The organism is Pseudomonas sp. LAIL14HWK12:I7, assembly GCF_000483465.1.
Classification (GTDB): Bacteria; Pseudomonadota; Gammaproteobacteria; order Pseudomonadales; family Pseudomonadaceae; genus Aquipseudomonas; species Aquipseudomonas kermanshahensis.
Window position 1 is genome coordinate 433272 of the sequence record NZ_KI519606.1, and the last position, 14868, is coordinate 448139.

Consider the following 14868-nt stretch of genomic DNA (forward strand, 5'->3'; position numbering starts at 1 on the left):
GCTTTCGCTGCGGGATGCTTTACGCTGGCGATTACCTTCCAGAACAATAAGAACAGGCTTACCAATGAGCCAGAGTTTCAGCCCGCTTCGCAAGTTCGTTTCGCCTGAAATCATCTTTGGTGCCGGCTGCCGGCACAACGTCGCCAATTACGCCAAGACCTTCGGTGCGCGCAAGGTGCTGGTGGTCAGCGACCCCGGCGTAATCGCTGCGGGCTGGGTGGCGGATGTCGAGGCCAGCCTGCAGGCCCAAGGCATCGACTACTGCCTGTACACGGCCGTGTCGCCCAACCCGCGGGTCGAAGAGGTCATGCTCGGCGCCGAGATCTACCGGGAAAACCACTGTGACGTGATCGTTGCCGTCGGCGGCGGCAGCCCGATGGATTGCGGCAAGGCGATCGGCATCGTGGTCGCCCACGGGCGCAGTATTCTCGAGTTCGAAGGGGTGGACATGATCCGCGTGCCCAGCCCGCCGCTGATCCTCATCCCCACCACGGCCGGCACCTCGGCAGACGTGTCGCAGTTCGTGATCATTTCCAACCAGCAGGAGCGCATGAAGTTCTCCATCGTCAGCAAGGCGGTGGTGCCCGACGTCTCGCTGATCGACCCGCAAACCACCCTGAGCATGGACCCATTCCTGTCTGCCTGCACTGGCATCGATGCGCTGGTGCATGCCATCGAGGCGTTTGTGTCCACCGGCCACGGGCCGTTGACCGACCCGCATGCGCTGGAAGCCATGCGCTTGATCAATGGCAATTTGGTGCAGATGATCGCCAACCCGACCGATATCGCCCTGCGCGAGAAGATCATGCTGGGCAGCATGCAGGCCGGGCTGGCGTTTTCCAATGCGATTCTGGGTGCGGTCCACGCCATGTCCCACAGCCTGGGCGGCTTCCTCGACTTGCCCCACGGCTTGTGCAACGCGGTGTTGGTGGAGCACGTGGTGGCGTTCAACTACAGCTCGGCACCCGAGCGTTTCAAGGTGATTGCCGAGGTGTTCGGCATCGACTGCCGCGGGCTTAACCACCGGCAGATCTGCGGGCGCCTGGTGGAGCACCTGATTGCCCTGAAGCACGCGATCGGCTTCCACGAAACCCTGGGCCTGCATGGGGTGCGTACGTCCGACATCCCGTTCCTGTCGCAACATGCGATGGATGACCCGTGCATCCTCACCAACCCCCGCGCGTCGAGCCAGCGTGATGTCGAGGTCGTTTATGGCGAGGCCCTCTGACGAGCAGCAGCGGGCGCTCGCCGGGCTGCTGGGGCTGGGCGACCACTCGGCACGCAAGAGCCATTACCCGGAGCTGGCAGCCCGCCTGGACGAGCTGGAGGCCGAACGCAACCGCTACAAATGGCTGTTCGAAAATGCCGTCCACGGGATTTTCCAGGCCAGCCTGCAAGAAGGCATGCGCGCCGCCAACCCCGCGCTGGCGCGCATGCTTGGCTACGACAGCCCGCAGGCGGTGCTGTTTTCCCTGACGGACCTGGCCGCCAACCTGTTTGTAGGCGGCGCCGAAGAGCTGCATGCGATCACTGCGACGCTCGCCCGCGAACACAGCCTGCACGGCTACGAAACCCGCTTGCGGCGCCGCGACGGCAGCCACCTCGATGTGCTGATGAACCTGCTGCTAAAGCCTGGCCACGAAGGGCTGGTCGAAGGCTTTGTCGCCGACATTACCGAACGTAAGCAGGCCCAGCAGCACCTGCAGCAACTCAACGACGAACTCGAACAACGGGTCGCCGCGCGGACCGATGAACTGCTCGAGGCCAACCGCAACCTGCAGCAGCAGATCACCGAGCGTAAAGCGATTGCCCGCGCCCTGCGCGATGCCCGCGACGCCGCCGAAACCGCCAACCGCAGCAAGGACAAATACCTGGCTGCTGCCAGCCATGACCTGCTGCAACCGCTCAATGCCGCCCGCCTGCTGATCTCGACCCTGCGCGAACGGCAGTTGCCGGAGGCGGAGCAGGTGCTGGTGGAGCGCACCCACCAGGCACTGGAGGGTGCCGAAGACCTGCTGACCGACCTGTTGGACATCTCCCGGCTCGATCAGGCGGCGGTCAAGCCCGACGTGGCCTTGTACCGCCTCGACGAGCTGTTTGGCCCGCTGGTCTCGGAGTTCAGTTCGGTGGCGGACGCTGAAGGGCTGAAGCTGCGGGCGCACATTGGCGACTATGCCATCAACACCGACCTGCGGCTGATGACACGGATTTTGCGCAATTTTCTCAGCAACGCCTGCCGCTACACCGACGAAGGCAAGATCTTGCTCGGGGCCAGGCGTCGCGGCAGCCACTTGCGCCTGGAGGTCTGGGACACCGGGCGGGGCATTGCCGAAGATCGGTTGGAGGCCGTTTTCCTTGAGTTCAACCAACTGGACGTCGGCCGTGCTGCCGATCGCAAAGGCGTGGGCCTGGGGTTGGCTATCGTCGAGCGGATCGCCAAGATTCTCGGTTACCGCGTCCAGGTACGGTCGTGGCCGGGGCGTGGCTCGATGTTCAGCATCGAGGTACCGATCGGCACAGAAATGCCGCTGCCTGCTCACCCGGCGATGCCGCAAGCCAGCGCCGGAAACCCGTTACCCGGCCGCCGGCTGCTGGTGTTGGACAACGAAGTGAGCATCCTCGAAAGCATGGGCGCGCTGCTTGGGCAGTGGGGCTGTGAGGTGGTGACTGCGACCGACCAGGCCGGTGCCCTGTTGGCCTTGCGGGGGCAGGCGCCGGAGTTGATCCTGGCGGATTATCACCTGGACCACGGCGTTGTGGGTTGCGAGGTGGTCAGGCATTTGCGCGAGCATTTTGCCGTCGCCATTCCTGCGGTGATCATTACCGCAGACCGCAGCGATCAGTGCCGGCGCGCCTTGCAGAAGCTTGGCGCGCCGCTGCTGAACAAGCCCGTCAAACCGGGGAAGTTGCGGGCGGTGTTGAGCCAGTTGTTGGGGTAGGGCGGTTTGGGGCCAAAGGGTCCGCTGCGCGGCGGCCCCAATAACAGCCCACTCAGTCGCCCAGGCAATCCTGCACAACCCTGACCCACAATCTGAACCCAAGCGAATTCGTTCCACTTCAGTTCGACAAGCCTGCTTTATACGTATGCGGTCCACAAACCCCACCTCCCCAAGCAGTGGGTTAACGGCTTACCGTGGCGTCTCTGGCGAGCAGTCCCACGGCAGCAGAGCTTCGTAGTCTGCTACTGACGAGGCGTGTTGAGATTGTCACGAGGGTGCCCAGTCAGGGTGAAGCTCAGGCCCGGTTGCAGGCGAACATCTTCACCTTGGACTTCGGCATTGCGTACATCATGGCGAAGCGCGGTGATGCGGTTATCGGTGAACGGCTTGCCCACGGCATCGCGTTTATAGCGGCCCGGGTAATCAAAGTATTCGTACTCCTTGGACTGATGCTCCAGGAAGGGCCCTGCAGCTCTGTGTTCCTGGCGGTAGGCTGGGTTGGTAAAGGTGTAGTCGCGCTGAACCTGGCGAGCGGTGCGCACCTGCTCGCTGTAGCGCAAGCGACGAAGGCAGGGTATGGCTTGATCGCCACCGCTGTTGGCGTGGTACAAGACGATGTTGCGGTCTACAGGCTCGTCTTCATCCTCGGTTTAGCGACGGAATCGCGGGACTGTCCGCGAATCGTGTCCAATGTTGAGCGTTTGGCGTGCTTCGATGAGGCGGCGGGTACCCTGGGGCTCACGACGAATCGACAGTGGTCAGCACAGGAGCAGGATGCGCCCACGTTGCGCCGCGTGATGGCCCAAGAGCAGGGGCGCCCGCCAGAGGACCTGATGTTTCATCTCAGTTCTGGGGACGACGGTGTGATGATTTCAGCTCCTGCAATTGCTTCGGTCAGCCCTCAGCCCTACTTGGTGATCAGTTGTGTGCAGAGCATCTCCAGACTGCAGCTGGTTACCGCGCATCCTATCGACACAGGCCGTGTCAACGTGCGCCTGCGTGGGGAGCGCGGTGCAACCACCACCAGGCCATGGCAGGTGATGGAGAACGGCCAAGTGCTCGATGCCGGGCGAGGCCTACCGGGTATCGAGCAGATCAAGCAACTGATTGGGGCTCATCGCATTCACGTCGAGAGCGACAACCGAGCCGTTGACGGCCTGGTTTTCGACGCTCAGGGGTTGGATCCACTCATCAATGAGGCGCGCAAAGCATGTCGCTGGTAGCCGAGGTCATCGCACAGGAAATTACTCGGTTGCTTGCCCCCATCGACGCGCATAACCCTGCCGGCCTGTTCGACGTGGAGGACGAAACGTACCAGGCCATTGACCAGGAGATGGTCAAGCTGGGTGGGCTGCAGGAGGCTTCCATCGACTGGGCCTACATCGAAGAAGCGTCTCGTCAGTACCTGGGTGAGCAGTGCAAGCATTTGCGCATCGCCGCGCATCTGAGTGCCGCCTGGCTGCGTAGCCGATGCTGGGAGCGATGGGGTTTTACCTTGGCAATGCTCGCTGGCCTAATCGAACAGTATTGGGAAGGCTCATACCCGAAACCTGGCCCTAAAGGCTTCCTGGGCAAACGCAAGCTGGTTGCCCTGATGCTCAATCGTTTGATCGAAGCGCTGCCACGGCTGGACCGCTTCACCTACAGCCCTGCTCATGCGGCGGCGGCCCAGGGCGCGTTGCAACGTTTGCAACAGCAGCAAGCCGCTGCGCAGCTGGATGAAGCAGCCCTGGGCGAACTGACGCGCCTGCTTGGCAAACACACAGAGCTTGCCAACGGCGTGGACGAGTCGGCCACGGTCAAGGCCTCTGCGGCGAGCATCAAGCCCGTACCGCTGGCCGAGGTCGTCGCTACACCGATGCCGCGCGTATCGCTAGGCAACGAGCGTGAGTCACGAAGGGCCGTGCTGTCTATGGCCGAGCAGATCAATCAGCAGGACCCGTATGACCCGACCGGTTACCAGCTACGGCGGTTCGGCTTGTGGGCCCATATCCAGGCGGCGCCTCAAACCAAGCAAGGCAACCGCACAGAGCTGATGGCAGTGCCTCAGGATATTGCCAGTGATTATGAAGAGGCCATTTCGAGCAGCGCGATTGACGCGACATTGCTTCTGCGGATCGAAAAGAGCGTGACGGCTTGCCCCTACTGGATACGCGGCAGTTTCCTGGCGGCAACTGCTGCCACGCGGCTGGCCATGGGCGAGGTGGCCGAGGCCATTCGCGCTGCGACTGCGCGGTTCGTGCAGCGCATGCCAGCGCTGCAGCAGCTGTGTTTCAGCGACGGCAGGGTATTTGTCGATGACCAAAGCCTGGCGTGGCTCAAGGGTACACAAGGTACATCCGATCAGGGGGCGGCCACCCATGAGTTTGTCAGCCTGCGCGAAGAATTAGTCAGCCAGCTGGAAACGGGCGGTGTGGAGCCGGTTTTGCTCAGGTTGCAGGGGATGCAGGCGGAGCTCCACGCCCCCCGCGAACGCTGCCATACCACCGTCATTGCAGCTGACCTGTTGGCTGCTCGGGGCGTGTCCTGGTTGGCCCGCGACTTGTGCGCAGGTGTAGCCAGAACGATGCAGGAAACCACCGCAAGCGCCTGGGAACCGGAGGTGTTTCAACGTCTTCAGCAGTATGCGGCACCGCACATGCAGACTGATCGGAACAAGGAACGGGAGTCACGATGAATCAACTATGGAAGCACCTAAAACGCTGGGGCTTGCCCTTGGTGACCCGTATCGGTCTGGCCATGCCGCTGCTGCTCGGGCTGGGGGCTGCACTGATGCTCGTTGCCATCTGGTGGCTCGGTCCGCAATGGACGTGGCGTGAGCAGCAGCCGTTGTCCAGCGTGGCCCATCGAGGGCTGGCAAGTCTGGTACTCGTGCTGGTACCACTGCTGTGCTGGCTTGTTGTGCTGCGCAGGCGTTTTCGCCGCTTGCAGGCAGAACGCAATCAGGCAGTGGCCGCCGAACTGGACCGAGCGTTGCCGTTCGTTCAAGCGCAAGAGAAGGCGTTGGACCAAGGGCTTTCGCGGTTTCTGCACAATGCGGGTGGGCGACGCGCCTTGTACCGATTGCCCTGGTACCTGGTGTTGGGCGACCAGCAGGCAGGCAAGACCAGCTTCATCGACCGTACCGAACAAAGTTTCTCTCTGACCCGCATCGACAAGGCACAGGCGCGCGGCCGACAAGCGCAAACGCTGGCCTACCCGATTGGTTGGTGGGTCAGCAACGATGCGGTGATCATCGATCCTCCGGGCACTTTCATCAGTCAAGCATCGCGGTCAGTTCTGTCAGCCGAGGAAGCAGACGCATCGCAAGTTCCTCCCGCCACTCCGGCCAGGTTGTGGCAGCACTTGTTGGGTTGGCTGCTGCGCAACCGCAGCCAGAGAGCCCTCAACGGCTTGCTGTTGGTCGTCGACTTGCCTGCGCTGTTGCATGGCACGCCTGAGCAACGTGTCGCCTTAGCGCATGTGCTGCGCACGCGGCTGTATGAAGTGAGTAGCCAGTTGGGTTCGCGCCTGCCGCTGTATGTGGTACTGACCAAGTTCGATCTGCTGGACGGTTTTGACCAGCTGTACGCCGGGCTTCCCGCTGGCACGCGGGAAAAGATGCTGGGCTTTACCTTCAAACTGGATGCGGTCGGCACGTTCGATGCCTGGCTGGATGAATATGGCGATCATTACGATCGGTTGATCAGTCAATTGTTTGAGCAGGTGGTGGACCGACTCGATGGAGTAGGCGGTGCGCCACTGCGAGCTCGCTTGTTCTCGTTACATGCCCAGTTGATCGGGCTGCGCCCGATACTGTTGGGCTTTCTGAAAGAAACACTGGCAAGCGATCGTTTCACTACGCCTGCCTTGGTGCGTGGCGTGTACTGGTCTTCGGTCGTGCAGCAGGGCGACATGCTCAATGCGTTCGTGCGTGAGGCGGCACAACCCTATAAGACGGAACTCCCCCTGCGTGAGGGCAAGGCGCAAGGCAAGGCGCTGGCCTATTTCATCCAGCACGCGTTCAGACGGGTCATCTATCAGGAAGCCGGCCTTGCCGGGGACAACATCAAAGTGGCGCGCAGCAAGCGCCAGCTGCTCTGGGTCGGCTCCGCTGTGGGCGTCCTGGCGGTCTGTGTCGGCCTCGCCAGTTGGCAGCGCTACTTTGATATCAATGGTGCCAAAGCCGCCAACGTGCTCGCCAAGAGTAAGGAATACAGCCACCACGAAGTGGACCAGCGTTTGGATCCGACCGGGCGCAACCTGCTGGGGCCGTTGGACCAGATCCGCGATGCCGTTTCGGTGTTTGGTGACTATCGTGCTGCGTGGCCGGGTGTTGCTGACCTGGGGTTGTACCAAGGGCGTGCCATCGGCCCTACGGTCGACGAGGCCTACCTGAGCTTGCTTTCCAAACGCTTCCTGCCGGCCTTGGCCAGTGGTGTGATCGATGCCATGAACGCGGCGCCCCCAGGCAGTGAGCAGCAGATGGCTGCACTCAGGGTTTACCGCATGCTGGAGGATCGCCAGAACCGCCGGCCCGAATGGGTCGAAGACTGGATGGCACGCCAGTGGCAGCAGCGTTTCCCAGGGCAGGGGCAACTGCAACGCGACCTCATGCAGCACCTGAAGTACGCGTTGGCCTATGCCGATACCGAACTGCCACAGTACAACCAGCGTATCGCCGAGGTGCAGCAGGTTCTGCGCAAAGTACCCCTGCCAGAGCGGGTCTATGCGAGCCTGAAACAGCAGGCCGCGGAACAGTTGCACACCGGTTTGGATCTGCGTCAGCAGGTGGGGCCGGCCTTTGATGTGGTGTATCAGTCAACTGGCAGTTCCAGGAAGGACGATGACGTCTTGCTGGCATCGATGCTCACCGCCAAAGGCTTCAAGGATTACTTTGAGCCGCGCAGTCAGCGGTTTGCCGACATGGCGATGATCGACCAATGGGCACTGGGCGAGCGCGGCCAGCTTGATTACTCGGACGCTGACCGGGAGGCGCTGAGCGAGCGGCTGCGCAACTTGTACAGCGCCGATTTCATTGACAGTTGGCGGCGTGCCTTGAACGCAATTTCGGTGGCTGACTTCCGCGATCTGGATCATGGGGTGGCTATCCTGCAGCAGTTCACCGGTCCAACGGCCCCGCTGCAGCGGCTGCTGGATACTGTAAGGGACAACACATCACTTTCATCACCGGTTCGTCGGCAACGAAGGCGAGGATAAGCCAGGCTGTCACCGTTCAACAAAGCGCATCGCCCTGTGCGTCACTATGGGGCCAGAGCTGGCTGAGTTGCTGCCTGATACCAGAAAGTTTCTCAAAGAGGAGCATGGTGGCGTGGTGGTGTACTCGTTGTATTGGAATGACGCGACGAGTCGATGGACCCTGCCGATAGGTGGCGTGTTTGTTCCCCATCAGAACGAGGTGGCAGACTATGTGCCAGAGGAGGCGACATTGTTGGACCGCTTGGCCAGCGACTGGTTGCTGGAGGTGAACCCAGCCTGTTCCAGGCTACAAAAATTCAATGTCGCGCCTACGGTTCTCATGCCCGAGAAGTTCGATCATTGCTGTGTCGAGCTTGGGCTTGAAAGCTCCCTTGCATGCATTATCAAAGAAACCCGTGAAGAAGTCGGGGCCTTCCTGCAAGCCAGCGTGATGCTGAACTGCGCCAATGTGCGCCTGGGCGACGTTGCTGCTCCCAGTCTGTTGAACAAGAAACGCAAGGCCAAAGGCAAACCGCCGTTCTTCAGTTACCACGTGCTTCAGGTCGAGGCACCCCGAAGTGGGGCTGCTAGCGCAGGCGGTCATCATGCCTCTCCAAGGGGGCATCTGCGGCGGGGGCACATTCGACGACTGCAGGATCGGATGGTGTGGGTGAGGCCGGCGCTTGTTAATCCGAGTGCAACAGGGGAGATGATCCACAAGGATTATGGTCTTAATAAGCTGGGTGTGAAAATTAGTAGTTAAATTGTTGAAGGCTAAATTCAGGGCGATGTATGCGAGACGGGCGGGGTAGTCACTGCGAAACATATTTTTCCGTTATGCAGAAGCTTCGAGATTCTTTTGGAGAGGAGTTTGATCATTTGCCTTTTCAGACGGGTGATGGCAGAAGTCTTGAAGGGGCGGACTTCAATGGAGTCACTACGGGGTGTGAGATTCTCGACAGGCAGGGTCTCGGCTGGATGTGTCAATGCAGGTCGTTCGACGAGAGGCTCAAATTTGAATCTGATGATGGCCAGATAAGGTCCGGCACAAAATATAAAGTGTCGCTGTCGGGCGGGCATGTCGTAACTGGCTGTACCGACGACTTGGGTTGCACTGAGCGGATACGCAGTTCAGAGGCGGTTCACCTCGAAAAAATTGAATTCCTGGTCGATGACATTGAAACGTGTTGTGGTTCGGGAAATCCAGAGCCGATAGTGCTTTCAGTTGACTTGCCTGGTATTAAAACATCTAAGGAAGGCTTTGGGGAATCGGAGCGGAAGGTTACTGTCAAAAGAGGATGCAGACCCTTGAGTGGTGGTGAAATTGAGCTGGCGCGATTGCTGTTCAAGGAGGTTGTAAATTATGATGCGGTTAGGGTTTACAACAAGCAGTATCTTCCGTTTCAGCCTGAAAAAATGGCGATTGCACCGAACGGAAATATATATTTTCATCCTGCTGATTTTCAGGAAGATTTCTCCGTCGCAAGCGCGTCGCTCAAGCGCTGGTTTATTCACGAGATGACCCACGTGTGGCAGCGCCAGTTAGGGTATCCAGTGTTTTGGCGCGGGGCGGCTCGAGTTGGTTTGCGGTATGAATATGAGTTGGTCGAAGGGATGCGGCTTGGTGATTATAATATGGAGGCGCAGGGAGATGTGCTGGCTGATTATTTTTCGATAAAATTTTAGGGGTGCCTGAAGTTGTTCGCATGCGTCAGTATTCGGGGTCTCTATGGCTGTATGAGGATGTGCTAAGTGAGTTCATTAATGATCCGGGGTCGGCAATTAATTCGCCTTAGCGTCTTTTCGTCTTTTTGTTTTTTGTTGGCGTCTTGCTTTAGTGATGTCCGTATGGGTAATGCAGTCGTATGGCGAGAAGGGGAGGGCGTATGTTTCGCGCCGAGCATTGGTGGAGGTGAGCTTCCGAGGCTGCACGCGGTACAGGTGTATGATATCTCAGTGTCACCTGCGGCGGCGGTTTGGTCTTTTTATTTTCCAGTAGACGGGAGTCATGTGGCTGGTGTCGATTGCTTGGCATATGGGGTTTTGCCGCTGGGAGCGAAGGATCGCGGTGCGGCGCGGAAATTGCAGCAGGGCCATGTCTATGAGGTGTATATAAATGCAAAATATTCTGATCCATATAGTCCGGTGTTTGGGTTTTCAAGAAGGTTCTGCCTGAAAGAAGGGCAGGCCGATGTTGTTTTGATAAATTACGATGAAAAAAAGGGTTGGGACTTCTCGCAGTGCGAGTGAATGGTGCTCACTGTCTCGCCGGTTGGTTGTGTTTGGATTGTGTTGGCGGAGTCGGGGGCCATGGGCGAAAGCTATCTGGTTGGCCATCTTGTGAGGTACCGCAATGAATGACTTGAACGATTCATTGGCGGAAGTGTTGCGCGAAAGAGGTGTTCGTGTGATCCATATGCTTAGGGAGTTCCAGCGATGACGAGCGGTGTACTGGGGAAAGTCATCGATCGGCTGGCAAAGGAACAACATGAGCGAGGTTGCCGCCTTGTCGACATGCTTAGTCGGGAAGCCTATCTGGAAACCCACAACCAAAACCCGAAGCCATTTCGGTGGTATAAAAAGGCCGAGGACATCCTTGCCTCAGTCGCCCGTACGGCACGGGCACTGGGCAAGTAATTTTTAGTGGTATTTCTGAGACACCACACTAACACGGGGGGAGCCGGCTAGCCTGGAATGGCAATTCAGTTCACTTCAGTTCGACAAGCCTGCTTTATCCAGCACCTTGTCGAGCCACGACTGGTCCAGTGCACCCGTGGCAATCTCTGCCTTGACGGCCTCTTCGTGAGCCTCGTGTTCGCGCGCTTTGCCTAGCACGAGTTCAGCCACGTTCTGGGGGAACGCGACGATGCCGTCTTCGTCACCGACGATGATGTCACCGGGTGAGACGAGCATGCCACCAATCGAAACCGGCACGTTGATTTCGCCTGGCCCGCTCTTGTAAGGGCCGCAGTGCACGACAGCCCTTGCATAGCAAGGGCTGGTCTTGAAGCTTTCAACGTCGCGAATCGCCCCGTCGACGATGAAACCGACGCAGCCACGCTGCTCTGCGTAGAGCTTGATCAACTCGCCGATGACCGCATTGTTGGTGTCACCCTGGGCATCGATGACCAGCACGTGACCGGGTTCGAGCAGCGTCAGTGCCTTGTAGATGAACAGGTTGTCGCCGGGGCGCGTTTTGACGGTCAGCGCAGTGCCGATCAGCTTGCCCGAGGTGTTGTAGCGGGTAAGCCCTCGCGCGCCAATGTGTCGACCCAGGTTGTCGCTGATGTGCGGCGTGACGACCGATCGGAACGATTCGATCACATGCGCAGGGGCGAGTGTTGGCGACGGCAGGATACGAGACCCGGGTAACAGCATGACAATCTCCTGAATGGCTTGACCCAGTGGGGTATGGGTCGATGGTAGGAGAGAATTGCCGTTACTTTTAGCGATATTTATTGATCAAAAAACATCGCCTCAGGTGATGATAAGCCGGGTGAAGTCGCAGGCCTGTTGCGCCAACCGCGCCACTTCATTGCTGAGCCCTTGGTAGCGGTCAGCCCGGTGCACGCAGGCATAGCTGATCGGCGGCAGTGGCAAGTCGGTTTGTATGACCTTTAAGCGGCCCTGCTCGATCATCGAACTCATGCATTGCCTAGGCAGGTAGCTGAGCCCGACACCCGAAATCGCCAACCCGACTTGTGCCACCAGGTAGTTGCTGGTGAGCGTCTTGGTCAGCCGCACGTCATGTTCCGCCAGCCAGCGTTCGTAGGTTTTCCCGGTGCCTGAGCTGCCACCCTGGGTGAGTACCGTGAACGACGACAGCGATTGCAAGTCCATGGGCGCGTCACTCGGGTACAGCGAGGGTGAGCACATCCACGCGTTCTCGACAGACGCGAGCGGGGTACTGATGAAGCGGGCATCGCGGAAGATGTCAGGCACGATGATCAGGTCAAGCTCGTCAGCCTCGAGCCGGCGCAACAGGTCGGTGCTCAACTCGATCGAGGGTTCCAGATCGACCTTGGGGTAGGTCTGGTGAATTTGATCGACCAGGTTCGGCAACCACGTGAGCGCCGTGAGTTCCGTTACGCCAAGCCTGAAGCGTCGGACCAGCGTTTCTTTCGAGCTGATGCGCTCCAGCAGGTTATCCCGCTGGCGCAACATTTCAACGGCGCAGCCATGCAGCTCCAGGCCTTTTTGGGTCAGCCGGGCGCTGCGTTTCGAGCGGTCGAAGATGGCTACGCCAAAGGCATCCTCGAGCTCTTGCACGCGTTTGGAGATCGCCGATTGAGACATATTGAGTTTGGCGGCAGCTGCTTCAAAGCTGCCCAGCTCGACAATCCAGTAGATGGCCTCGATTTGCTTCAGCGTGATCATCGCGTGCTCCAGGTGTGAAAAGCCCGTTTCAGAGCGGCCCCGAAGGGATTTCAAAGCAGGTGGATGAGAGCGATTGTCCACTAAAAGTGATGATAAGTGGTGAGTATTTGTCGCTTTTTTTCTACCTTTGCGGCGCCTAGATTACCGCCGAATTACAAAAACAAAGGTATGTACCTATGTCGATCGCTGAAGTTGCCTATGCCAAAGGGCGCAGCAGTTACCGGTGGATCGTGGCTGGCATGATCTTCTCGATCTACACCATCGCTGCCGCCGACCGCGCCAATCTCGGCGTGGCGTTGCCTTTTATTCGCAAAGAGTTCGAGATGAGCAACGCCGAAGCGGGTGGGCTGATGAGCCTGTTCCTGCTGGCTTATGCCTTGGCGCAAATCCCGGCAGGCTTGGCCTTCAGCCGCCTGGGCGTGAGCCGGATCTTGCCGACCGCCATGGTCATGACGTCGGTGCTGACCGGGTTGGTGGGCACCGCAGGCTCACTGCTGGCGTTGAAAATCTATCGGTTCGGCCTGGGCCTTGCCGAAGGGCCGCTGCCGATCAGCATGACCACCACCATCAACAACTGGTTTCCGCCGAGAGAAAAGGGCATTGCTTCAGGCATTTTTCTGTCTGCGGTCAAGTTCGGCCCGGTCATCGTACCGCCGCTGTGTGCCGTGATCATCGCGGTGTGGGGCTGGCGCGAGGTGTTCTATTTCTTCGCCGTGCCGGGCATTTTGCTGTCGATCGCCTGGTACTTTCTGATTGCCGACCACCCTTCGAAAAGCCGCTTCGTCAATCAGGCGGAGCTTGATTACATCACTGACGAAACGCCGCGCGAAAACGTCGCCAGCACTGAACCCACCGTGCAGACGACCTCAGGGCGAGGCTTCGAGCGCCTGGACTTCTTCATTCGTCGGCGCGAGGTAGCGGCGCTGGAGACCAAGCGCCAGGTCTTCGGTTCGTGGTTGATCTGGGGGAGTGCGCTGGCGTACTGCTTCCAGCTGGGTGTTTCCAGCGTATTGTTGTCCTGGATCCCCACCTACCTGATCACCGTCAAAGGCTTCTCGTTGATGAATATGGGGCTGGTCTCGGCTGCGCCTTGGGTTGGGGCAGTGCTGGGCAACTTGTTGGGCGGCTATTGCTCGGACCGTTGGTTGGGCGGGCGGCGCAAGCCTGGGATGCTGCTCTCAGCGCTGGGTACCTCGGTGATGATGTACCTGTTGATTCATTCACCTGCCGATCCGTTTTCGTACGGCCTGTTGCTGATGGCGACCGGCATCGTGCTGAGCTTCGGGTTCTCTTCTTACATGGTTTACCCAATGGCACTGGCGACCAAGCAGACGTTCCCCGTCGCCAACGCCATCGTCAACATGGTCGGGCAGCTAGGGGCTGCGGCGACGCCGTTTTTGACCGGCTTGTTGCTTGACAGTTATGGCTGGAACTACGTGTTCTCTTACCTTGCGATGGGTTCGTTCGCCAGCTTTGTGCTGTTGCTGACGATTCTGGAGCCGGTGCCGAAGACCCAAAAGGCGTGACCTCACGGCCTGTGGTGTCACCCGTTGTGATCAATCCGTCTGTTTGAAAGGAGCTAATGATGCACGCAGAAGATAAAGCGCTGGTCGCACTGTTCGAAGGCCTGGACACGCCCGGCGTCTCGGATGCCTTGGACAAGCTCGGCCTGCCTGGCCATTGCTTTGGTGTGATGCCGCTCGACAACTACAAGCAGGTGGTCGTGGGGCCGGCGTTCACGGTGAAGTACGTGTCGGCGAGCGTGCCACCGGGCACCGTTGGTGATTTCATCGAAGAGGTCGCTGAGGGCGACATCGTGGTGATCGACAATGATGGCCGCACCGACTGCACCGTGTGGGGCGATATCATGACCCAGTATGCTGGGGCCCGGAAGATTGCTGGCACGGTGATCGACGGCGTCTGCCGCGATGTGAACAAGGCCTTGGGCGATGGCTATCCGCTGTTTACCCAGGGGCGCTTCATGCGCACAGGCAAGGACCGTGTCCAGGTCGAATCGGTCAACCAGCCGGTTTCCATCGGCCAGGCCCGTGTCTGCTCCCGTGACATCATCGTTGCCGATGCCAACGGCGTCGTTGTAGTGCCCCGTGAGCGGGCGCAAGAGGTTGCTCAGGTTGCCCGTCAGATCGAAGCAGTCGAAGCGGATATCCGTGCGTTGATCAGCGAAGGGCGCACCCTCAAGCAAGCGCGCGAAGCGCTGAGTTACCACACCTTGCAACGCAAGTCCTAAGTGGCATTGTGCTGACCCCTGCAGGTGCAGGGGTCAATAGCTGTTATGCCCAGAGGGTTTAGCACCGCTCGCAGCATCGCCTTAAACTAGGCGCGTGCGTCCCGCGCACTGATTCGTTCTTCTTGC

General features: G+C 59.3%; 11 protein-coding genes and 3 pseudogenes. 11 read left to right on the plus strand and 3 right to left on the minus strand.

The genetic code is table 11. From position 1 onward, the window contains the following. Positions 1-64 precede the first annotated feature (64 nt). Together ercA and D886_RS0124720 are read left to right on the plus strand one after the other, a co-directional pair. Entirely contained in the window at positions 65-1228 is a 1164-nt protein-coding gene (ercA, locus tag D886_RS0124715) for an alcohol dehydrogenase-like regulatory protein ErcA (protein WP_027596454.1), read from the plus strand. Beyond that, the gene (locus D886_RS0124720) at positions 1212-2939 is read left to right on the plus strand and encodes a NahK/ErcS family hybrid sensor histidine kinase/response regulator (protein WP_027596455.1); all 1728 of its coding nucleotides are present in this window, start codon (positions 1212-1214) and stop codon (positions 2937-2939) included. The genes ercA and D886_RS0124720 overlap by 17 nt, the downstream gene beginning before the upstream one ends. 257 nt (positions 2940-3196) lie before the next feature. Here D886_RS0124720 and D886_RS0124725 read toward each other — a convergent pair. Continuing rightward, positions 3197-3556: pseudogene (locus tag D886_RS0124725) on the minus strand (contractile injection system protein, VgrG/Pvc8 family); the annotation flags it as partial. A 24-nt stretch (positions 3557-3580) separates the two neighbouring features. On the opposite strand from D886_RS0124725, the gene vasI reads away from it, so the two are divergent. From vasI to D886_RS28660, 7 genes and pseudogenes are all read left to right on the plus strand, one after another. Further along, complete coding sequence (vasI, locus tag D886_RS28110) at positions 3581-4162, plus strand: type VI secretion system-associated protein VasI (RefSeq protein ID WP_371098682.1); 582 nt, start codon at positions 3581-3583, stop codon at positions 4160-4162. Beyond that, the gene (tssA, locus tag D886_RS0124735) at positions 4150-5616 is read left to right on the plus strand and encodes a type VI secretion system protein TssA (protein WP_027596458.1); all 1467 of its coding nucleotides are present in this window, start codon (positions 4150-4152) and stop codon (positions 5614-5616) included. The genes vasI and tssA overlap by 13 nt, the downstream gene beginning before the upstream one ends. Then, positions 5613-8111 (plus strand): annotated as a pseudogene (tssM, locus tag D886_RS27285) (type VI secretion system membrane subunit TssM); the annotation flags it as partial. The gene tssA and the pseudogene tssM, both read left to right, overlap by 4 nt. A 73-nt stretch (positions 8112-8184) precedes the next feature. Then, complete coding sequence (locus D886_RS28275) at positions 8185-8880, plus strand: hypothetical protein (protein WP_155951465.1); 696 nt, start codon at positions 8185-8187, stop codon at positions 8878-8880. A gap of 74 nt (positions 8881-8954) precedes the next feature. Continuing rightward, entirely contained in the window at positions 8955-9803 is an 849-nt protein-coding gene (locus D886_RS28495; protein ID WP_155951467.1) for a hypothetical protein, read from the plus strand. 66 nt (positions 9804-9869) lie between these two features. Beyond that, the gene (locus tag D886_RS28285; protein WP_155951468.1) at positions 9870-10367 is read left to right on the plus strand and encodes a hypothetical protein; all 498 of its coding nucleotides are present in this window, start codon (positions 9870-9872) and stop codon (positions 10365-10367) included. Between the two features lie 270 nt (positions 10368-10637). After that, a pseudogene (locus tag D886_RS28660) lies at positions 10638-10754 on the plus strand (IS630 family transposase); the annotation flags it as partial. Between the two features lie 75 nt (positions 10755-10829). Here the strand turns inward: D886_RS28660 and D886_RS0124765 are convergent. Both D886_RS0124765 and D886_RS0124770 read right to left on the minus strand, forming a co-directional pair. Further along, the gene (locus D886_RS0124765) at positions 10830-11495 is read right to left on the minus strand and encodes an RraA family protein (protein WP_027596460.1); all 666 of its coding nucleotides are present in this window, start codon (positions 11493-11495) and stop codon (positions 10830-10832) included. 99 nt (positions 11496-11594) lie between these two features. Further along, positions 11595-12494 (minus strand): LysR family transcriptional regulator, encoded by a 900-nt coding sequence (locus tag D886_RS0124770; RefSeq protein ID WP_027596461.1) that lies wholly within the window; start codon positions 12492-12494, stop codon positions 11595-11597. A 176-nt stretch (positions 12495-12670) separates the two neighbouring features. Between D886_RS0124770 and D886_RS0124775 the strand changes: the two genes are divergently transcribed. Together D886_RS0124775 and D886_RS0124780 are read left to right on the plus strand one after the other, a co-directional pair. Then, positions 12671-14020 carry an MFS transporter gene (locus D886_RS0124775; RefSeq protein ID WP_027596462.1) on the plus strand — a complete coding sequence of 450 codons (1350 nt, stop codon included), beginning with the start codon at positions 12671-12673 and terminating at the stop codon, positions 14018-14020. A gap of 59 nt (positions 14021-14079) precedes the next feature. Then, complete coding sequence (locus D886_RS0124780; RefSeq protein WP_027596463.1) at positions 14080-14742, plus strand: RraA family protein; 663 nt, start codon at positions 14080-14082, stop codon at positions 14740-14742. Positions 14743-14868: the final 126 nt, after the last annotated feature.

Excerpts from the sequence above, each read along its gene's own strand:
- ercA (WP_027596454.1), top strand. The coding sequence starts at position 65 with ATGAGCCAGAGTTTCAGCCCGCTTCGCAAGTTCGTTTCGCCTGAAATC.
- D886_RS0124720 (WP_027596455.1), top strand. The coding sequence starts at position 1,212 with ATGGCGAGGCCCTCTGACGAGCAGCAGCGGGCGCTCGCCGGGCTGCTG.
- tssA (WP_027596458.1), top strand. The coding sequence starts at position 4,150 with ATGTCGCTGGTAGCCGAGGTCATCGCACAGGAAATTACTCGGTTGCTT.
- D886_RS28275 (WP_155951465.1), top strand. The coding sequence starts at position 8,185 with ATGGGGCCAGAGCTGGCTGAGTTGCTGCCTGATACCAGAAAGTTTCTC.
- D886_RS28495 (WP_155951467.1), top strand. The coding sequence starts at position 8,955 with ATGCAGAAGCTTCGAGATTCTTTTGGAGAGGAGTTTGATCATTTGCCT.
- D886_RS0124765 (WP_027596460.1), bottom strand. The coding sequence starts at position 11,495 with ATGCTGTTACCCGGGTCTCGTATCCTGCCGTCGCCAACACTCGCCCCT.
- D886_RS0124770 (WP_027596461.1), bottom strand. The coding sequence starts at position 12,494 with ATGATCACGCTGAAGCAAATCGAGGCCATCTACTGGATTGTCGAGCTG.
- D886_RS0124775 (WP_027596462.1), top strand. The coding sequence starts at position 12,671 with ATGTCGATCGCTGAAGTTGCCTATGCCAAAGGGCGCAGCAGTTACCGG.
- D886_RS0124780 (WP_027596463.1), top strand. The coding sequence starts at position 14,080 with ATGCACGCAGAAGATAAAGCGCTGGTCGCACTGTTCGAAGGCCTGGAC.